The sequence below is a fragment of the Streptomyces blattellae genome, from assembly GCF_009709555.1.
Taxonomy (GTDB): Bacteria; Actinomycetota; Actinomycetes; order Streptomycetales; family Streptomycetaceae; genus Streptomyces; species Streptomyces blattellae.
Genome location: NZ_WJBG01000218.1, coordinates 58,671 through 78,381 on the forward strand (window position 1 = coordinate 58,671; position 19,711 = coordinate 78,381).

Genomic DNA, 19,711 nt, shown 5'->3' on the forward strand with positions numbered 1-19,711 from the left:
AGTCGGTGCCCCGCACGCCAACTGGTATGCGGGGCAGTGGCGTTGTCGTGGCTAGAGGTTTTCCTGCCAGGCCGCGAGGGCGAGGCCGGGTTCGTCCTTCTGCCGGGCGAGGCGCAGGACGCCGTCCGGGGTCATGCTGGCCGCCACGACGCGTCCCTCGGCGTCCTCCGCCAGGGCGACCCGGGTGCCCGCCGGGAGCTGCGGGCCGGATTCCGTCCACCACAGGCCCGCCGACTCCAGTTCGGTCGGGTAGGCGGCGAAGGCGACCCGGCCTGAGGCCGAGCGCTGCGCGAGCAGGGTGCAGTCGTGGCCGTCCAGGACGAAGCGGAGGGTGGCCACCGGGCCGGGGCCCGCGGCGGCGATGAGCGCGATCGGGTCGCCGCCCGGCCGCCACGCGTACAGCATGCCCTCCGGGTCCGCGAAGAACAGCGTCGTGTGCTCCTTGGAGGTCGGCAGCGCGCTCAGTGTGCCCGGCTCGACGCGCACCGGCAGCGGATCGGCCGCGACCGGGCGGGCGCCGGGTTCGTGCTGGTGCCAGCTCAGGATGGAGTCGGGGTTGGTGCCGTACACCTCGACGAGGCCCGACTCCCCGGCGACGGCGACGAGTTCCTCGTGCACCCTGGAACCCTTGAGGTCGTGCCAGCCGTTCCAGCCGCCGCGTTCCTTCTGGTTGATGGTGTGGACGCCCTTGCCGCGGTTGCGCACGAAGAGGTACACCCGTCCCTCGGCGTCGACGGCGACGGCGGGGGTGCCGGTCCGCTCGCCCTTCTTGTGGGGATGGCCGATCGGGACCCAGTCCAGCGGCGCGAGGAGGGGCCGGAAGTGTGCGGAGTGCACCAGGCCGGACTCGCCCGGCACGGTGGGCCGCCAGGCGACCAGATGGGCGTAGCCGTCGGCGCCCTGACCGACCGCGACCCCGGTCTGCACACTCTGCTCGCCGCCCACTCGGCGCGGGGCGTCCCACGGGCCGCGGGGGACGCGTTCCGCCCGGCACAGGACGGCGTCGTTCGACGGCCAGTAGACGCCGAGGCGGCCGTCTCGGCCGCGGATGAGCCAGTCGCCGTTCACCGCCTCACTCTAATCGGGCGAGCCATGTACCCGGGATCGGCCCCGCGTCTCATGACGCCGAAACAGGACAGGCTCAATCCCGGCACCGTTTTACAGAGGAGCGCTCCCGTGTACGAGGGATCACTTGTGTGTACGAGGGAGAACTCCCGTATGCGGGGAAGCTCTCCCGCACACCCGCGACACAGAAAGTTGACGCAGATGACCGACCAGCTGACCGTGAGCGTCCTGGGCACCGGGATCATGGGCGCCGCGATGGCCCGCAACCTCGCGAAGTCCGGGCACGCCGTGCGGGCCTGGAACCGCACCCGCGCCAAGGCGGAGCCCCTCGCCGCCGACGGTGCCCGCGTCGCCGACACGCCCGCCGACGCCGTCCAGGGCGCCGATGTCGTACTGACCATGCTGCACGACGGCCCCGCCGCGCTGGACGTCATGCGCGAGGCCGCGCCGGGCCTGCGTTCCGGGACCGTCTGGGTGCAGTCCAGCACCACCGGACTCGACTCGATCGCCGATCTGGCCGCCTTCGCCCACCGACACGGCCTGGTGTTCTACGACGCACCCGTGCTGGGCACCCGGCAGCCCGCCGAGGCCGGGCAGCTCACCGTGCTCGCTGCCGGGCCGGAGCGGGGGCGGGAGACCGTGACGCCGGTGTTCGGCGCGGTCGGTGCGCGCACCGTGTGGACCGGGGAGGACGGGGCGGCGGGCAGCGCGACGCGGCTGAAGCTGGTGGCCAACAGCTGGGTGCTCGCCGCGACCGTCGCCGCCGGTGAGGTGCTGGCTCTGGCCAAGGCGCTGGAGGTGGATCCGCAGGGGTTCTTCGACCTCATCGCGGGCGGGCCGCTCGACATGGGGTATCTGCGGGCGAAGGCCGGGCTGGTGCTCAACGACCAGTTGACGCCCGCGCAGTTCGCGGTGACGACCGCGGTGAAGGACGCGCGGCTGATCGTCGAGGCCGGTGAGCGGCGGGGGGTGCGGCTGGATGTCGCCGCGGCCGGGGTGGAGCGGCTGGAACGGGCTGTAGTGCTGGGGCACGGCGACGAGGACATGGCAGCGGCGTACTTCGCGAGCTTCGACGAGAAGTCGGAGGACTGAGCGGGGTTGGGGCTGGGCCGGGGGGGTGGGTCACGCGGGCCCCGGCACCGTGGTGGCTGGGTTGGGGTGGGGTGGGGCAGCGCGGCGGGACGCCGAGGCGCTGGGCGGCTTCGTGAAGGCGGAACTGGCGCCCTACAAGTGCCCGCGCGAGGTGGTCTTCCTGGACGCGCCGCCGCGCACGGCGACCGGCGAACTCCAGCGCTTCAGGCTGCGCGCCGACGCAGCTCGGCGCTGACGGGGTGCCGCTCGCGCCCAGCCTCGCTCCCCCCTCGCCCCGGGCGGCACGCATGCCCGCAGCCGGGCGGATATGCGGCCGCCCGGCGTGCGACCCTGGCGCCATGGATGACAATCCCCCGCTGCTCCTCATCGTCGATGCCGCCAATGTCGTCGGGTCGGTGCCCGACGGGTGGTGGCGGGATCGGCGGGGGGCCGCGGAGCGCTTGCGGGATGCCCTGGCTGCCGAGGGGTTGCCGGGACATGCCGGGCCCTTGGAGACCGTGCTCGTGGTCGAGGGGGCGGCTCGGGGGGTGGAGTCCGTGCCGGGGGTACGGGTCGAGGCCGCGCCCGGGAGCGGTGACGACCACATCGTCGAGCTGGTCGCGCGGGCGGCGAACGGCCGAAACTGTCTCGTCGTCACGGCCGACCGTGAACTGCGGCGCCGAGCAACGGCGTTGGGAGCGGAGGTCACCGGCCCCCGATCGATCCGCCGCCGGTGATCCCGTCCCAGACACCGGGCGGCACCGACCAGGACACGTCCCACCGCGCCGCCGTTCCGTGTGCCGGGCGCGGATCCGGCACGCATCCGGCACGCGCCCGGCACGGACCCCGACGCGCGCCCAGCACGCATCCGGCGCGGACCCGGCGAGCCTGTCGGTTGGCTGTTCCGGCCCGCAGACTTCAGTGGAGTGGGGTCTGCGGGGTCGTATCGGCGGCTCGGTCGGCTATTGCGGGTCTCCGGGCCTCGGCCCCTTCATCACGTCGCCGACCGTCGTCTCCTCGTGCCGTCCGAGACGGCTGTGGGAACGGCCGTAGAGGAAGTACACGACGAAGCCGACGGCCATCCACCCGGCGAAACGGACCCAGGTCTCGGCGGGCAGGTTGAGCATCAGCCACAGCGACGCGCACACGGACAGGATCGGGATGAACGGCACCCATGGGGTGCGGAACGCCCGGTGCAGATCGGGGCGGCTGCGACGGAGGATGATCACGCCGATCGCGACGACCACGAAGGCGAACAGCGTGCCGATGTTGACCAGCTCCGCGAGTTCGCTGAGGGGGGTGAAGCCGGCGAGGATCGCGATGAGCACGCCGAGCAGGATGGTCGGCCGGTGCGGGGTCCTGAACCTCGGATGGACGTGGGAGAAGAAGCGCGGCAGGAGCCCGTCACGGCTCATCGCGAAGAAGACCCGGGTCTGACCGAGGAGCAGGATCATGCAGACCGTCGTCAGGCCGACCGCGGCACCGAAGCTGATGAAGCCCGCGAACCAGGGATGCCCGGTGGCCTTGAAGGCGTCGGCCAGCGGGGCGGTGATGGACAGGTCGGTGTAGTTCTGCATGCCGGTCACGACGATCGACACGGCGACATACAGGGTGGTACAGATCAAGAGCGAGCCGAGGATGCCTCGGGGCATGTCACGCTGCGGGTTCTTGGTCTCCTCGGCGGCCGTGGCGACGACGTCGAAGCCGATGAAGGCGAAGAAGACGACGGAGGCGGCGGTGAAGATGCCCATCACGCCGAAGTTGGAGGGCGCCCAGCCGAACATCAGCTGGATGAGCGGGGCTTGCAGGTTGTCCCCCGCCTCCACGGCCTGCGCCTTCGGGATGAACGGGTCGTAGTTGTCGCCGTCGATGAAGAAGGCGCCCGCGATGATCACGGTCAGCACCACCGTCACCTTGACGGCGACGACGAGCGAGGTGACCCGCGCGGAGAGCTTGGTGCCGACCACGAGGATGGCGGTGAGCAGCAGGACGAGCGCGGCGGCGAGGATGTCGAAGCCGAAGCCGTCGGCGCCGTCTCTGGTGCCGAGCGCCTCGGGCAGCTCCCAGCCCGCGTTGTCCATCAGCGAGGCGATGTAGCCGGACCAGCCGACGGCCACCACCGCCGTGCCGAGCGCGAACTCCAGGACCAGGTCCCAGCCGATGATCCAGGCGGGCAGTTCACCGAGAGAGGCGTACGAGAACGTGTACGCGGAGCCTGCGACCGGGACCGTGGAGGCGAACTCGGCGTAGCAGAGCGCGGCGAGCGCGCAGACGACGCCGGCCACGACGAAGGCCAGCGCCACGGCCGGACCGGCGTTGTTCCTGGCGACCGTGCCGGTGAGGACGAAGATGCCGGTGCCGATGATGACACCGACGCCGAACACCGTCAGATCGAGCGCGGACAGGGATTTCTTGAGCGCGTGCTCGGGCTCCTCGGTATCGAGGATGGACTGCTCGACCTTCTTCGTCCTGAAGAGGGTGCTGCTCACGGGCGTACCTCCCACGCTGTGTCGTCCTCGACATGATCGAGAGGGGGCGTGGTGCGTATGCCCCGGCGCAGGTCGTCTCACACGAATGGGCCGGTTTCACCACCCTTGGCGGTGGTGAAACCGGCCCACTCGGACACGCGGCGGGGCGCTGGGCGCTCCGTCGGCTGTGTCGACTTCCGGCTCCGCCGCGGGGCCGCGACAGGCCGTCGGTCGTCGGTCGTCGGTCGTCGGCACCACCGTGGCTGGTCGCTGCTGCTCGCTCCCCCATCGCGGCGCAGCCGCATATGGACCCAGCCGGCGGAGCGCCCAGCGGCCCGGCCCCGCTCAGTCGCGCGCGGGTTCCACCGTGGCCTCCGGACGGTCGAACCGGCCGTCCAGCTTGGAGACCAGCCCGGTGACCTGGCGGGCGATGTCGGGGGCGGTCAGCCCGATCTCGGCCATGACCTCCGTGCGGGAGGCGTGGTCGAGGAAGCGCGGCGGGATGCCGAAGTCACGCAGCGGGACATCGACGCCGGCGTCGCGCAGGGTCTGGGCGATCGCCGAGCCGACGCCGCCGACGCGGGAGTTGTCCTCGACGGTGACGACCACGCGGTGCCGCTCCGCGAGGGGGGCCATGGCCTCGTCGACCGGCTTGACCCAGCGCGGGTCGACGACGGTCGTGGAGATGCCCTGCTGGTCGAGCAGGGCGGCGATGTCCAGGCACATCGGCGCCAGGGCGCCCACCGAGACCAGGAGCACGTCCGGCGTGTCGGTCCGCGGCTCGCGCAGCACGTCCATGCCGCCGACGCGGCCCACCGCGGGTACGGCGGGGCCGACGGCGCCCTTCGAGAAGCGGACCACGGTCGGCGCGTCGGTCACGTCGACGGCTTCGCGCAGCTGGGCGCGGACCTGGTCGGCGTCGCGCGGGGCGGCCAGCCGCAGGCCGGGGACGACCTGGAGGATCGACATGTCCCACATGCCGTTGTGGGAGGCACCGTCGGTGCCGGTGACGCCGGCCCGGTCCAGTACGAAAGTCACACCGCACTTGTGGAGGGCGACATCCATCAGGACCTGGTCGAAGGCACGATTGAGGAATGTGGCGTACACCGCGAACACCGGATGCAGACCGCCCGTGGCCAGGCCCGCCGCGGAGACGGCGCCGTGCTGCTCGGCGATGCCGACGTCGTAGATCCGCTCCGGGAAGGTGTCGGCGAACTTCTTGAGGCCGACCGGCTGGAGCATCGCCGCGGTGATCGCCACGATGTCCTCGCGCTCCTTGCCGAGCCGCACCATCTCCTCACCGAAGACGGAGGTCCAGTCGGCGCCCGACGCCTTGACCGGCAGTCCCGTGTCGGGGTGGATGGGGCCGATGCCGTGGAAGCGGTCGGCCTCGTCCTGGAGGGCGGGCTGGTAGCCGCGGCCCTTTTCGGTGAGGCAGTGCACGATGACCGGGCCGCCGAAGCGCTTGGCGCGGGCCAGCGCGGACTCCAGGGCCTCGATGTCGTGGCCGTCGATCGGGCCGACGTACTTCAGGCCGAGGTCCTCGAACATGCCCTGGGGCGCGATGAAGTCCTTCAGGCCCTTCTTGGCGCCGTGGAGGGTCTCGTAGAGCGGCTTGCCGACGACGGGTGTGCGGTCGAGGATCTCTTTCGTCCGGGTGAGGAAGCGCTCGTACCCGTCGGTCGTCCGCAACGTGGCCAGGTGGTTGGCGAGACCGCCGATGGTGGGGGCGTACGACCGCTCGTTGTCGTTGACGACGATGACGAGCGGGCGGTCCTTGGCCTCGGCGATGTTGTTCAGCGCCTCCCAGGCCATGCCGCCGGTGAGGGCGCCGTCACCGATCACGGCGACCACGTGGTCGTCGCGTTTGCGGATCTGGTTCGCCTTCGCGAGGCCGTCGGCCCAGCCGAGCACCGTGGAGGCGTGCGAGTTCTCGATGACGTCGTGCTCGGACTCGGCCTGCGAGGGGTATCCGGACAGGCCGCCCTTCATCTTCAGCCTGCTGAAGTCCTGGCGGCCGGTGAGCAGTTTGTGCACATAGGACTGGTGGCCGGTGTCCCAGAGCACCTTGTCCTTGGGTGAGTCGAAGACCCGGTGCAGGGCGATGGTGAGCTCGACCACGCCGAGGTTCGGGCCGAGGTGGCCGCCGGTCTTGGAGACGGCCTCGACCAGGAAGGTCCGGATCTCCTCTGCCAGCTGGTCCAGCTGCTCCAGGCTGAGCCGGTCCAGATCGCGCGGTCCCCTGATGCGGGTCAGCAGCGGCACCCGTGCCTCCTTGCAGTAGAGCTGATCGAGCTGTTGCCGGGCTTGTCGAGTCTAATGTTCCGCCCGGGCGGTCGATGCCCGGGCGGTGCGTCGTACCTCACGCGATCGGCTGTACCCAAGTTGTGGCGTTCCTACGACAAGACTGTGCCCGGCATCTCCATTGATGCCGGGCAACAGGTCTTTTTCTGACGCGCTGTACGCGGCTATGCGCGACCGGCGGTCTTCTGCGTCCGGCGGGTGATCGAGTCGATGACCACCGTGGTCAGCAGAACACCCGCGGTGATCATGTACTTCACCGGTTCGGCGATGGACTCCAACTGCAGCCCGTACTGGATCGACACGATCACCAGCACACCCAGCAGCGCGTTCCACGTACGCCCACGCCCGCCGAACAGCGACGTACCGCCGATGACCGCCGCGGCGATCGCGTTCATCAGCAGATCACCGGTACCGGCGCTCTGGTTGGCGGACGCGATCTTCGAGGCCAGGAACAGACCGCCGATGGCCGCGAACCCACCGGAGATCGCGAACACGGAGATCCGTACGGCGGTGACGTTGATGCCCGCGCGGCGGGACGCCTCGACGCTGCCGCCGAGGGCGAACACCTTGCGGCCGTACGAGGTGCGGCGCAGCACGAAGTCGGTCAGCACCAGGAAGAAGAGGAAGATCACCGTGGCCAGCGGCAGGCCCTTGTACTGGTTGTACATGACCGCCGCGGAGAAGGCGACGACGGCGAGCAGCACGGTCCGCAGGATCGTGTCGCTCAGCGGCCGGGACGGGACGCCCGCGGCCTCCCGGCGCCGGTTGCCCAGGAACGACGTGATGAAGAAGACGGCGACGACCACGGCCGCGAGGCCGTACGCGGCGGCCACGTCGGAGAAGAAGTACGTGGTCAGATTGCCGATGAAGCCGTCGCTGTCGAGGTTGATCGTGCCGTTCTCGCCCAGCGTCTGCAGCATGAAGCCCAGCCAGAACAGCAGACCCGCCAGGGTCACGGCGAAGGCGGGGGCACCCAGCACCGCGAAGAAGAAGCCGTGCAACGCGCCGATGGCCGCGCCGGCGGCGACGGCGAAGAGCACCGCGACCCACTCGGGCCAGCCCTGGTTGACGGCGAGGACGGCCGCGATGGCGCTGGCCGCGCCGCTGACCGAGCCGACCGACAGGTCGATCTCGCCGAGCAGCAGCACGAAGACGATGCCGACGGAGATCATGCCCGTGCCGACCATCGTGACGGTGATGTCGCTGATGTTCTGCGCGGACAGGAACGCCGAGTTGAGGGACTGGAAGACGACACAGATGGCGACCAGGCCGACGATGACCGGCAGGGAGCCCAGCTCGCCCGCCTTCATCTTGCGCTTGAACTCGCCGAGGTAGCCGGTGAGGCCGCGCTCGCGTACCAGGAGCCGCGGGTCGACCGCGGTCACCGCGGCCGCGGCGGCCTCGGGGTTCTCGACGGCGTGCGCGTCCTGCGGGGACGTGGAGGTCTTGTCGATGCTCACTGGGAAACCTCCCCGTTCGTGCGCGCCGCACGGCGGGTCACGGCATTGTCGGTGGCGCCGGTGATGGCGGAGATGATCTCCTCCTGCGAGGTCGTCTTGACCTCGAAGACACCGTTGTTCTGGCCCAGGCGCAGCACCGCGACCTTGTCGGCCACGGCCTTCACATCGGCCATGTTGTGGCTGATGAGGATGACCGCGTGGCCGCGCTCGCGCAGCCGCTCGACCAGGTCGAGGACCTGGGCGGTCTGCTCGACACCGAGGGCCGCGGTGGGCTCGTCGAGGATGACCAGCTGGGGCTCTCCGAGCATGGACCGGGCGATGGCCACGGTCTGGCGCTGGCCGCCGGAGAGCGAGGCGATCGGGATGCGGACGCTGGGGATGCGGATGGAAAGCGTCTTCAGCAGTTCCTGCGAGCGGCGCTCCATCTCGACCTCGTCGAGGACGCCCCACTTCTTCAGCTCACGGCCGAGGAACAGGTTGCCGACGACGTCGATGTTGTCGCACAGCGCCAGGTCCTGGTACACCGTCGCGATGCCGAGGGCCTGGGCGTCGTGCGGCCGGTTGATCGACACGGCCTTGCCTTCCCATTCGATGACGCCCTCATCGATGGGGTGCACGCCGGCGATCGTCTTGACCAGCGTGGACTTTCCGGCGCCGTTGTCGCCGACCAGGGCGACCACCTCACCGGCGTGGACCTCAAGCTCTACGTCGGTGAGCGCCTGGACGGCACCGAACCGCTTGGAGACCCCGCGCAACGCCAGCACGGGCGTAGCGGACACGTGAACCATCTCCTTCGCCGCCTGACCCGGCGGGAGGTTATGCAGAAAAAGACTGGGGGGATGTTCCGTCCGGCGCCCCGCACGAGCTTGCGGGGCTGTGTGTACGCGGGGCGCCGGAGGAGCCTGGAGCGCGACGGTCCCGGTCGGGGAGTCCGGGAGAGGATTCCCGGACTCCCGTACGTTCACCGGGACGTGCGGCTGATCAGTTCAGACCGATCTTGTCGCAGGCCGACTTGTACTTGCTGGTGCAGATCTCGTCGACCGTGTAGACGCCGTCCTTGATGACGGTGTCGTTGATGTTGTCCTGGGTCAGCGAGGAGACGTCGACCAGGACCGACGGAACGTCCTTGGCGCTGCCGCTGTCGACCTTGTCGGAGGCGATGGAGTCCAGGGACTCACCCTTGGCGAGCGCGACGGCCATCTCGGCGGCGGCGTTGGCCTCGGGGGCGTACGGCTTGTAGACGCTCATGTACTGCTCACCGGTGACGATGCGCTGCACCGCGGCGAGTTCGGCGTCCTGGCCGGTGACGGGGACGTCGATGCCGGCGGCCTTCAGGGCGGTGATGATGCCGCCCGCCATGCCGTCGTTGGCGGAGTAGACGCCGATGATGTTGTCCGCGCCGAGCGCCGAGATCGCCGACTCCATGTTGGCGTTGGCGTTGTCCGGCGACCACTCCTTGGTGTCGTACTCCTTGCCGATGTTCACCTTGCCGTCGAGGACGGAGTGCGCGCCCTCCTTGAACTGGGCGGCGTTCGGGTCGGTGACCGAGCCGTTCATCATGACGATCTCGCCGTCCTTGGCGTTGTCGCCCAGCGCGGTGAGCAGGGCCTCGCCCTGGGTCTTGCCGACCGCCACGTTGTCGAAGGACGTGTAGGCGCTGATCGGGCCCTCGGCGAGGCGGTCGTAGGCGACGACCTCGATGCCGGCGTCCACGGCCTTCTGCACGGAGTTCTGGATGGCCTTGGCGTCCACGGCGTCCAGGATCAGCACGTCCACCTTGTTGGTGATCATCGTGTCGACCTGCTGCGCCTGGAGGTTGGCGTCCTGGCGGGCGTTGTTGTACTGGATCTCCGCCTTGTTGTCCGTCAGCTCCCCGATCCTCTTCTCGATCAAGGGGCGGTCGAACTTCTCGTACCGCGCGGTCTTGTTCTCCGGAAGCAGGAGACCGACCTTGATGTCGTCGCCCTTGGCGGCGCTACCGGTGGAGTCGCTGCCACCGTCGGCCTCTTCCGCGCTGCCACAGGCGGCGAGGGAAACAGCCATCGCACCTGCGGCGACGGCAACGGCGGCACGACGCATACGCGTGTTCACTTCAGAAACCTCCCTGACGAGGCCGCGTCACTGCGGCCGAGGTGGCTGGAAGTCAACTCGGCCGCACGTGCGACGTCAAGAAGTAAATCCTTAACGGGTTGGCAACGGTGCCATGCGTTCTCTAAGTGAAGGCAGGGGCAACGGCGGTCAGCGAGCCGTCCAAGAGGGTCGAATCCCCCATCTCGCTGAGGGCCAGCGCAAGGGCCCCGAGGACCTCCGCACGACCGCCGAGTGCGCCCGGCAACACCGAGAGCTGCCGTGCGGCACTGGGGATCGCATACCGGCCGACCGACTCCCTGACGGGCCCGAGCACCAGCTCACCGGCCTCGGCGAGATCACCGCCGAGGACCACTCGGCTCGGGTTGAGCAGATTGCAGATATTGGCCACTCCACTGCCGATGTGACGGCCGACGTCGGCGATCACCCGACGGCAGCCCGGGTCTCCGTCCCGCGCCAGCCGCACGACGCCTTCCATGGTCAGGCCGGTGCCGTGGCTGGACCGGAGCAGCGGGAGCACATAGCGCGCGGCCGTGAAGGTCTCCAGGCAGCCCCGGTTGCCGCAGCGGCAGACGGGGCCGGATTCATCCAGAGTAATATGTCCTATTTCCCCCGCCGTGCCACCCGGGCCGCGGTAGATCTTGCCGTTGATGACCAGGCCCGCGCCGACACCGCTGGCGACCTTGATGTACGCCAGGTCCTTCGCGCCGCGGCCACTGCCCCAGACCATCTCGCCGAGAGCGGCCAGATTGGCGTCGTTGTCGACGTGGACAGGCACGCCGAGCCGCCCCCGCAGCTCCTCGGCGGGCTTGGTGCCGGTCCAGCCCGGCAGGATCGCGGTGGAGCCCAGGGTGCCCGACTCGACGTCGATCGGACCCGGTACCCCCAGGCCCACGCCCGCGACCTTGGAACGGTCCACCCCGGTCGCCGCGATCAGCCGGCTGACCAGCACTTCCGCCCGGTCGAAGCTCTGCGTGGCGGAGGCGTCCACGTCGAGCGGCTCGGCCTCCTCGGCCAGCACCTGATGGGCGAGATTCCCGACCGCTACGCGCAGGTGCGTATGCCCGAAGTCCACGCCGATCACGATGCCGGCGTCCCCGCTCAGGGAGACGCTGCGGGCTCTGCGACCGCCCGCCGAGGTGGGCGTGACCTCGACCGTTCCGCCGTCCTTGAGCTCTCGAACGATGTTGGAGACCGTCGCCGCGGACAGGCCGGTCGTCCTCGCGATCTCCGCCTGGGTGAGCGAGCCCGCCAGCCGTACGGCACGGACGACCCGCTCCAGGTTGGCTCGGTGCAGCGACGACTGCGACCCCGGAGTCTCCACGACGACCTCCTGCGCACGGGACCGCTTCAATGGGGCCCCGTCTATGTCCAACTAGTGAACTCTAAGCTGAGCCGTTCGGGTTGCCTCCCGTCAAGAGGTTGAACCGGATCCGAGGTTCCGTACGCACAGAGCGCACCGCTCCCAAGGATCGGGAGCGGTGCGCTCATTCGTGGTTTCCGGGCGCTACTTCAGCGCCCCCGCGGTCAGCCCCTGCACCACCTGCCGCTGGAAGACGATGTACGCCGCGAGCACCGGCAGCATCGCCATCACCAGGCCCGCGAACAGGCCCGACCAGTCGCCCTTGTAGCCCTGGCTGGCCGCGAGCTGGACCAGGCCCTGGGTGAGGACGCGCTGGTCCGGGTCGGTGTTGAGGACCGTCGGCAGCATGTACTGGTTCCACTGGCCCAGGAAGTTGAAGATGCCCACGCTGACCAGGCCGGGCTTGGCCATCGGCAGCATGATCTGGAAGAACGTCCTGGAGTGCGACGCCCCGTCCACGAAGGCCGCCTCCGCCACCGAGGTGGGCAGGGTGCGGAAGAACGCGGTCAGGAAGAAGACCGTGAACGGGAGCGAGTAGGCGATGTAGACCAGGATCAGCCCGTGGATCGTGTTCAGCAGGCCCAGGTTGTTCACGACGTAGAACAGCGGGACCAGCGCCAGCATGATCGGGAAGCTCATGCCGCCGATGAAGAGGTAGTAGATGAACCGGTTTCCCGGGAATTCGAAGCGGGCCAGCACATAGGCCGCCATCGAACCCAGCACCAGCGTGCCGACGAGCGAACCCCCCACCACCAGCACGGTGTTGAGGAAGTAGTCGCTCATGTTGGCCTCGGTCCAGGCCCGCGACCAGTTGTCGAAGTGCAGCGTGTCCGGCAGCGACCAGGGCGAGCTGAAGATGGAGGCGTCGTCCTTGAAGGACGTCATGACCGCCCACAGCAGCGGCATGGCCACCATGAACGCCCAGATGATGAGGACGCCGTGGGAGAAGACGTTGAGGACGGCGCCTTCCTTCTTCTCCTTCGGGGGCGTGCCGGCCGGATCACCGGTCTTGCCGACGGACACACCGGGCTCGGTCCCGGGGGCGGAGGTCTCGGTCGTCTTCATCTGATCAGTACTCCAGCCGCTCGCGCCGGCCCAGCCGCATCACGATGGCGGCGAAGGCCAGCGTGACGATGAGCAGGGCGACGCCGATGGTCGTGGCATAGGCGGCCTGCCCGTCCCGGAACGCCTTCTGATACACGTACAGGACCAAGACGGTGGTCGAGTAGTCGGGACCGCCCGGCCCGGTCGTCATGATCTGTACGACCGCGAAGGACTCGGCACCCAGGGCGAGAATGCCCATGTAGACCCAGCCTGACTGCACGGTGTCCCAGAGCAGCGGCAGAGTGACCCGGAAGAAGGTGGTGCTGCGGCCCGCGCCGTCGAGCAGCGCGGCCTCGTACAGCTCCACCGGGATCGAGGCCATGCCCGCGGAGAACAGGACCACGAAGAAGCCGACCGTGGACCACACCAGCACCGCCATCACGGCCCACAGCGCGAGGTTCGGGTCGCCGAGCCAGAGCGGCTGGACGCTGTCGAGGCCGATCCCGCGCAGGATCGAGTTGATCGCACCGCTGTCCGGGTTGTATGCGAAGGAGAACAGCAGGGCGACGATCGCGATCGACAGCACCTGCGGGAAGAAGTAGACGATCTTGTAGAACGAGGAGCCGCGGACACCGGTGATCACCGGGCCGCCCTTCCTCTTCCGCCCGCCCACATTGATCATGAAGGCGAGGAACAGCGCCAGACCGATCGTCACCACCGGCAGCAGCAACGCGAACAACAGGCTGTGCTGCAACGACTTCCAGAAGATGTCGTCGTTCAGCATCCTTTCGTAGTTGTCGAAGCCGACCATCTTGAAGTCGGGACTCAGCCCGGTCCAGTCCGTGAACGAGTAGTAGATGGACTGGATGAACGGCCAGACGACGAAAAGCGTGTACAGCCCCAGGGGTACCGCCAGGAACCCCACGATGAACCGGTACTTGCCGTGCTGCATTGCTACCGACCCCGTTCTGTGCGCGGGTGCCGCCGCTGGTGACGGATCCTCACCTGACCTACTGGTGCTTGTAGTGCTTGATCGACGAGTCCTTGGCGGTCGCGTCGGCGTAGTCCTGGATCTTCTTGATGGTCTCCGCGGGCGTGAGCCGGCCGGCCATCATCTCGCCGAGGCCGGCCACACCGATCTGCTCCTTCTGCAGCTGCACATACCAGTCCTGCATACGTGGATTCACCACGTTCTCGCCGGCCTTCTCCAGCGCGGCGACACCGGACGTGAGGCCCGGGGTGAGAGTGATGCCGTCGGTGCCGCCGTTGTACGCGGTGAGCGACTTGACCTTGGACGTGAAGTTCTTCGAGGACGCCTCGCTCAGCATGATGCGCAGCTGCTCCATGCCGCCCGTGCCGTTCTTCGCCTTGGCCGGGACGATGAAGGGCTCACCGCCGGACGCCCAGATGGTGCCGAAGGGCAGCTTGTCGGAGCTGTCGATGCCGGTGGGAGCGGAGACGGCGAGGTTGAAGTCCTCCGGGATGACATTCGCCGACTCGTTCTCCACCCAGGAGCCGTTCGGGATGAACAGCGCGTCGCCCTTGGCCCAGGCGGTCTGCGACTGGATGTGGTCCAGGCCGGGGGTGCCCTTGAGGATGTAGCCCTTCCGGTAGAGCTCGTAGTAGGCGTCGAAGCACGCCTTGACCGCCGGGTGCCGCCAGGCGTTCGGCTCCAGGTTGTCGATGGCGTCGAGCACCTCGACCCCGCCCACCTTGCCGATCATGGGGTAGAGCGAGAAGGGGATGTAGTACGGGTATTTGCCCGCGTACGTCCAGCCCGCGATGCCCTGCTTCTTGGCCTTCTCGCAGACCGCGAGCATCTGGTCCCAGGTCTCCGGGTACTGCTCGTCGAGCGAGTCCAGGGCCTTCTGCGAGTACCAGACCCCGTACACCGTGTAGGCGTAGTACATGATCCAGACCGGGTCGCCGTCCAGCCGGCCCATCTCCACGATGCCGGGGCGCAGCGTGTCGCGGACCTTCTTGTCCGGGTCGTCGTACGACGGGGCGTCCAGCAGAGGTGTGAGGTCGGCAAGCTGGTTCTTGCTGGAGAGGACGCCCATGTCCATCTGCTCGGCGCCGGAGTTGTCGATGAGGTCCGGCGGGGTGCCCTGGTTGAAGCGGGGCTGCAGCGTGGACTGGATCTTCTGCGTCGCGGAGAACTTCACCGTGGCCTCGGGAAAGTTCGTCTCGTAGATCTTCACGGCGTCCTCGGCGTACTCCTTGCCGAAGCCGCCGTCGAACAGCACGAATTCCATCCCCGCGGTGTCATTGACGCCGAGCGGGTTCTTCGCGGTCTTCTCGCCCGCTTCGGCCTTCTCCTCGTCGTCCCCGCCGCCGCTGGCGCAGGCGGACAGGAAACTCATCGCGGGTACGGAGATCAGGCCGAGGGCTGCCGACCGCTTGATCAGATCGCGGCGGCCGACGCCCGCGGAGCCGGTGTCCGCCGGGTGCGTGGCGGGCCCGGCGTTCGCGATGTCTCCGGTGTTCGCGATGTCCCCGGTGTATTCGGTGTTCTCGGCGGAAGTGGATCCCATGCTCAAGTCCTCGCCTTCTCCAGGACTCAGGCGGTGAACCGGATCCTCCCCGGCACCGCGGTCAGGTCAAGCAGGGTCGTGCAGGATGCAAATCGAATGTGCAAATCGGACATGTGGATCGGACGTACGAATCAGGGCGTGCGGATCGAGTGAAGTGCCGACAGGTATAGTCCATTTCCCGTCGACGGAGCAAGATCGAATGCAAGGTTGGCCATTGGTCTTTTCCGAGTTGAGACCTGGCGGAAATATGAGCCGTCTGTGCGCTCCTTGCCGGATAAATCCCCGGGATTGCCCCCGAATGCCCCCACCCAACACCCTTGACAGGTTTGGCCACTTGCACCACTACTGATCCTTGCGCATCTCGGTTGACAACGTTGTCCAGTATGCAGGGAGGGTGCTCCAGCATGCAGCGCAGAAGTCGGCACAGATGGGGTTCGGCGGTCGTGACGGCGACCGCCTTTGCTTTGGCGGTGAGCTCTCAGGGGGCGGCGGTGTCGCTGCCGGGCGAGGTGGCAGCCGCCGACCGGGAGTTCGCCTCGTCCTTCGAGGCGGACGAACCGGCGCCGGACTGGCTGAACACCGTCGACACCGCACCGGACGGCAGCAAGCGCGCCTCCGGTGTCGACGGCGGGTACAGCAGTGGCATTCCGGGCAATGTGACCGACCATGTCACGGATGTCCGGGCCAGCGGTGAGAACACCGGCGCCGGCGAGGTGAAGGAGAACCTCGTCGACGGCGAACCGAGCACCAAGTGGCTGACCTTCGCGCCCACCGGCTGGGCCGAGTTCGACCTGGACGCGCCGGTCAGGGTGGTCACCTACGCGCTGACGTCGGCCAACGACCACGACGAACGCGATCCGCTGGACTGGACCCTGAAGGGCTCCACGGACGGCACGAACTGGACCACCCTGGACACCCGCACCGGCGACACCTTCGCCGAGCGGTTCCAGACGAAGACGTACGACCTCGCCGCGCCGGCCGAGTACCGGCACTTCCGGCTCGACGTGACCAGGAACAACGGAGCCACCGACGCCCTGCAACTCGCCGACGTGCAGTTCTCCGAAGGCGGCAGCGACGACCCGGTCCCGCAGGACATGCTCTCGCTGGTCGACCGCGGCCCGAGCGGCTCGGCGACCGCGAAGGCGGGCGCGGGCTTCACCGGCAAGCGGGCGCTGCGCTACGCCGGGCGGCACACCACCGACGGGCAGGCCTACTCGTATAACAAGGTCTTCGACGTCAATGTGGCCGTCGGGCGCGATACGCAGCTGTCGTACCGGATCTTCCCGTCGATGGCGGACGGTGACCGGGACTATGACGCCACAAACGTTTCCGTCGATCTCGCTTTCACGGACGGGACGTATCTGAGCGACCTCAAGGCGACCGACCAGCACGGGTTCGCGCTGACGCCGCAGGGGCAGGGCGCGGCCAAGATCCTCTATGTGAACCAGTGGAACAACGTGGCCTCGCGGATCGGGTCGGTCGCGGCCGGGAAGACCGTGGACCGGATCCTGGTGGCGTACGACTCCCCCAAGGGGCCGGCGAAGTTCCGGGGCTGGCTCGATGACGTGGCGCTGAAAACGGTTCCGCGGGAGAAGCCGAAGGCCCATCTGTCGGACTATGCGGTGACGACCCGCGGCACCAATTCCAGCGGTGGCTTCTCCCGCGGCAACACCTTCCCCGCGACGGCGGTTCCGCACGGTTTCGACTTCTGGACGCCGGTGACCGACGCGGGTTCACTGCGCTGGCTCTACGAATACGCGCGCGGGAACAACGACGACAACCTGCCGACGATCCAGGCGTTCAGCGCGAGCCATGAGCCCAGCCCCTGGATGGGCGACCGGCAGACCTTCCAGGTGATGCCGTCCGCCGCGTCCGGCACGCCCGACAACGGCCGTGAGGCACGGGAGCTGGCCTTCCGGCACGAGAACGAGACCGCGCGGCCGTACTACTACGGAGTGCGTTTCGAAAACGGTCTCACGACAGAAATGGCGCCGACCGACCACGCGGCGGTCATGCGCTTCACCTATCCCGGCGACGACGCGAGCGTCCTGTTCGACAACGTCACCGACCAGGCAGGCCTGACGCTCGACGCGGAGAACGGCACCTTCACCGGTTACTCCGACGTGAAGTCGGATCTGTCGACGGGCGCGACCCGGCTGTTCGTGTACGGGGTGTTCGACGCGCCGGTGACGGAGGGGTCGTCGAGCGGGGTCAAGGGATATCTGCGGTTCCAGCCCGGCGACGACCGGACCGTGACCCTGCGCATCGCCACGTCCCTGATCAGCGTCGACCAGGCGAAGGACAACCTGCGTCAGGAGATCCCGGACGGCACGTCCTTCGATGCCGTGAAGACGAGGGCCCAGCGGCAGTGGGACAAGCTGCTCGGCAAGGTCGAGGTCGAGGGCGCCACACCGGACCAGCTGACCGCGCTGTACTCCAGCCTGTACCGGCTGTACCTGTACCCTAACTCCGGCTTCGAGAAGGTCGGTTCGAAGTACCAGTACGCCTCCCCGTTCTCGCCGATGCCGGGCCCGGACACTCCGACGCACACCGGCGCGAAGATCGTGGACGGCAAGGTGTACATCAACAACGGTTTCTGGGACACCTATCGGACGACCTGGCCGGCCTACTCGCTGCTGAGCCCCGGACAGGCGGGTGACATGGTCGACGGGTTCGTGCAGCAGTACAAGGACGGCGGCTGGACCTCCCGCTGGTCCTCGCCGGGGTACGCGGACCTGATGACCGGCACCTCGTCGGACGTGGCTTTCGCGGACGCGTATGTCAAGGGCGTCGACTTCGACGCGAAGTCGGCGTACGACGCGGCCGTGAAGAACGCCACGGTCGTACCGCCCTCGTCGGGTGTGGGCCGCAAGGGCATGACCACCTCACCGTTCCTCGGCTACACGAGCACCGAGACCCACGAGGGCCTGTCATGGACGCTGGAGGGCTACCTCAACGACTACGGCATCGCGCAGATGGGCCGGAAACTGTATGAGGAAACGGGCGAAAAGCGTTACAAGGAGGAGTCGGAGTACTTCCTCGACCGGGCCCAGGACTATGTGAACCTGTTTGATTCCGAAGCCGGTTTCTTCCAGGGCCGCGACGCCCAGGGTGACTGGCGGGTCGAGTCGTCGAGGTACGACCCGCGGGTGTGGGGCTACGACTACACCGAGACGAACGGCTGGGGTTACGCCTTCACGGCCCCGCAGGACTCCCGCGGCCTCGCCAACCTCTACGGCGGGCGCAGCGGCCTCGGGGACAAGCTGGACGAGTACCTCGCCACCCCCGAGACGGCCTCACCCGAGTTCATCGGCTCGTACCCCGGTGTCATCCATGAGATGACGGAGGCGCGGGACGTACGGATGGGCATGTACGGGCATTCCAACCAGGTCGCCCACCACGCCCTCTACATGTACGACGCCGCCGGGCAGCCGTGGAAGACGCAAGGGAGCGTGCGCGAGGCGCTGTCCCGCCTCTACGTCGGCAGCGAGATCGGCCAGGGCTACCACGGCGACGAGGACAACGGCGAGCAGTCGGCCTGGTTCCTGTTCTCCGCGCTCGGCTTCTACCCGCTGGTGATGGGCAGCGGCGAATACGCGATCGGCTCCCCGCTGTTCACCAAGGCGACGGTCCATCTGGAGAACGGCCGGGACCTGGTCGTCAAGGCGCCGAAGAACAGCGCGAAGAACGTGTATGTGCAGGGGCTGAAGGTCAACGGGCGTACGTGGACGTCGACTTCGCTGCCGCATTCGCTGATCGCCAAGGGTGGTGTCCTGGAGTTCGACATGGGCCCGAGGCCGTCGGCGTGGGGTTCCGGGAAGAACGCGGCGCCCCCGTCGATCACCCGGGACGACGAGGTGCCGACGCCGCGCGCGGACGTGCTGGAGGGTGAGGGCGCCCTGTTCGACGACACGTCGGCCACGGAGGCGACGGTGACGTCGGTCGACCTGCCCGTGTCCGTGTCCGTGTCCGTGTCCGTGTCCGTGTCCGTGTCCGTGTCCGTTTCCGATACCGGTTCCGGTTCCGCCAAGGCCGTCCAGTACACGCTGACCTCGTCGGACCGGACCAAGGCGCCGACGGGCTGGAGGCTCCAGGGTTCGTCGGACGGGACGACGTGGCGGACGCTCGACCCGCGGTCGGGGGAGTCCTTCACGTGGGACAAGCAGACGCGTGCGTTCTCCGTGGGGCGGCCGGGTACGTACGAGATGTACCGCCTGGTCCTGAACGGCGAGGCGACCGTGCCGGAGGTCGAACTCCTCGCCTGAGCCGAGCGGTCCAGGAACCGAGCGGTCCAGGAACCGAACAGTCGAGGAA

At 68.4% G+C, this 19,711-nt stretch carries 13 protein-coding genes and 1 pseudogene; 4 read left to right on the forward strand and 10 right to left on the reverse strand.

What is annotated here, in order from left to right:
- Positions 1–51 precede the first annotated feature (51 nt).
- Positions 52–1,068 carry a PLL family lectin gene (locus tag GFH49_RS30985; RefSeq protein ID WP_155059378.1) on the reverse strand — a complete coding sequence of 339 codons (1,017 nt, stop codon included), beginning with the start codon at positions 1,066–1,068 and terminating at the stop codon, positions 52–54.
- Between the two features lie 198 nt (positions 1,069–1,266).
- On the opposite strand from GFH49_RS30985, the gene GFH49_RS30990 reads away from it, so the two are divergent.
- The 3 genes and pseudogenes from GFH49_RS30990 (at position 1,267) to GFH49_RS31000 (ending at position 2,873) form a co-directional block, all read left to right on the forward strand.
- A complete protein-coding gene (locus GFH49_RS30990; protein WP_155059379.1) occupies positions 1,267–2,157 on the forward strand; it encodes an NAD(P)-dependent oxidoreductase in 891 nt (296 codons plus the stop codon).
- Positions 2,158–2,236: 79 nt separating this feature from the next.
- A pseudogene (locus tag GFH49_RS30995) lies at positions 2,237–2,392 on the forward strand (AMP-binding enzyme); the annotation flags it as partial.
- A 103-nt stretch (positions 2,393–2,495) separates the two neighbouring features.
- Positions 2,496–2,873 (forward strand): PIN domain-containing protein, encoded by a 378-nt coding sequence (locus GFH49_RS31000; RefSeq protein ID WP_155059380.1) that lies wholly within the window; start codon positions 2,496–2,498, stop codon positions 2,871–2,873.
- Between the two features lie 225 nt (positions 2,874–3,098).
- Here GFH49_RS31000 and GFH49_RS31005 read toward each other — a convergent pair whose 3' ends face one another.
- The 9 genes from GFH49_RS31005 to ngcE all read right to left on the reverse strand — a co-directional run bounded on the left by GFH49_RS31005 (position 3,099) and on the right by ngcE (position 15,397).
- Positions 3,099–4,625, reverse strand: a complete 1,527-nt coding sequence (locus GFH49_RS31005) for an amino acid permease (RefSeq protein WP_155059381.1) — start codon at positions 4,623–4,625, stop codon at positions 3,099–3,101.
- Positions 4,626–4,949: 324 nt separating this feature from the next.
- A complete protein-coding gene (gene dxs / locus GFH49_RS31010; RefSeq protein WP_155059382.1) occupies positions 4,950–6,869 on the reverse strand; it encodes a 1-deoxy-D-xylulose-5-phosphate synthase in 1,920 nt (639 codons plus the stop codon).
- 203 nt (positions 6,870–7,072) lie between these two features.
- On the reverse strand, positions 7,073–8,368 hold the full coding sequence (locus GFH49_RS31015; protein ID WP_155059383.1) for a sugar ABC transporter permease: 1,296 nt from the start codon (positions 8,366–8,368) through the stop codon (positions 7,073–7,075).
- Positions 8,365–9,156: an ATP-binding cassette domain-containing protein gene (locus tag GFH49_RS31020; RefSeq protein WP_196218175.1), complete on the reverse strand. Its 792-nt coding sequence runs from the start codon at positions 9,154–9,156 to the stop codon at positions 8,365–8,367. The genes GFH49_RS31015 and GFH49_RS31020 overlap by 4 nt, the downstream gene beginning before the upstream one ends.
- Positions 9,157–9,349: 193 nt before the next feature.
- Positions 9,350–10,447 (reverse strand): substrate-binding domain-containing protein, encoded by a 1,098-nt coding sequence (locus GFH49_RS31025; RefSeq protein ID WP_196218178.1) that lies wholly within the window; start codon positions 10,445–10,447, stop codon positions 9,350–9,352.
- Between the two features lie 133 nt (positions 10,448–10,580).
- The gene (rok7B7, locus tag GFH49_RS31030) at positions 10,581–11,780 is read right to left on the reverse strand and encodes an ROK family transcriptional regulator (protein ID WP_155059417.1); all 1,200 of its coding nucleotides are present in this window, start codon (positions 11,778–11,780) and stop codon (positions 10,581–10,583) included.
- Positions 11,781–11,963: 183 nt separating this feature from the next.
- Complete coding sequence (locus GFH49_RS31035) at positions 11,964–12,884, reverse strand: carbohydrate ABC transporter permease (protein WP_155059386.1); 921 nt, start codon at positions 12,882–12,884, stop codon at positions 11,964–11,966.
- 4 nt (positions 12,885–12,888) lie between these two features.
- Positions 12,889–13,815 (reverse strand): carbohydrate ABC transporter permease, encoded by a 927-nt coding sequence (locus tag GFH49_RS31040; RefSeq protein ID WP_155059387.1) that lies wholly within the window; start codon positions 13,813–13,815, stop codon positions 12,889–12,891.
- Between the two features lie 58 nt (positions 13,816–13,873).
- The gene (ngcE, locus tag GFH49_RS31045) at positions 13,874–15,397 is read right to left on the reverse strand and encodes an N-acetylglucosamine/diacetylchitobiose ABC transporter substrate-binding protein (protein WP_230396597.1); all 1,524 of its coding nucleotides are present in this window, start codon (positions 15,395–15,397) and stop codon (positions 13,874–13,876) included.
- 404 nt (positions 15,398–15,801) lie between these two features.
- Between ngcE and GFH49_RS31050 the strand changes: the two genes are divergently transcribed.
- A complete protein-coding gene (locus GFH49_RS31050; protein ID WP_196218176.1) occupies positions 15,802–19,662 on the forward strand; it encodes a GH92 family glycosyl hydrolase in 3,861 nt (1,286 codons plus the stop codon).
- The last annotated feature ends 49 nt before the right edge of the window (positions 19,663–19,711 follow it).

Bases quoted from the DNA above. Each gene is read 5' to 3' on its own strand.
- GFH49_RS31035 (WP_155059386.1), bottom strand. From the start codon at position 12,884: ATGAAGACGACCGAGACCTCCGCCCCCGGGACCGAGCCCGGTGTGTCC.
- ngcE (WP_230396597.1), bottom strand. From the start codon at position 15,397: ATGGGATCCACTTCCGCCGAGAACACCGAATACACCGGGGACATCGCG.
- GFH49_RS31020 (WP_196218175.1), bottom strand. From the start codon at position 9,156: ATGGTTCACGTGTCCGCTACGCCCGTGCTGGCGTTGCGCGGGGTCTCC.
- GFH49_RS30990 (WP_155059379.1), top strand. From the start codon at position 1,267: ATGACCGACCAGCTGACCGTGAGCGTCCTGGGCACCGGGATCATGGGC.
- GFH49_RS31025 (WP_196218178.1), bottom strand. From the start codon at position 10,447: ATGCGTCGTGCCGCCGTTGCCGTCGCCGCAGGTGCGATGGCTGTTTCC.
- GFH49_RS31000 (WP_155059380.1), top strand. From the start codon at position 2,496: ATGGATGACAATCCCCCGCTGCTCCTCATCGTCGATGCCGCCAATGTC.
- GFH49_RS31040 (WP_155059387.1), bottom strand. From the start codon at position 13,815: ATGCAGCACGGCAAGTACCGGTTCATCGTGGGGTTCCTGGCGGTACCC.
- GFH49_RS31050 (WP_196218176.1), top strand. From the start codon at position 15,802: ATGCAGCGCAGAAGTCGGCACAGATGGGGTTCGGCGGTCGTGACGGCG.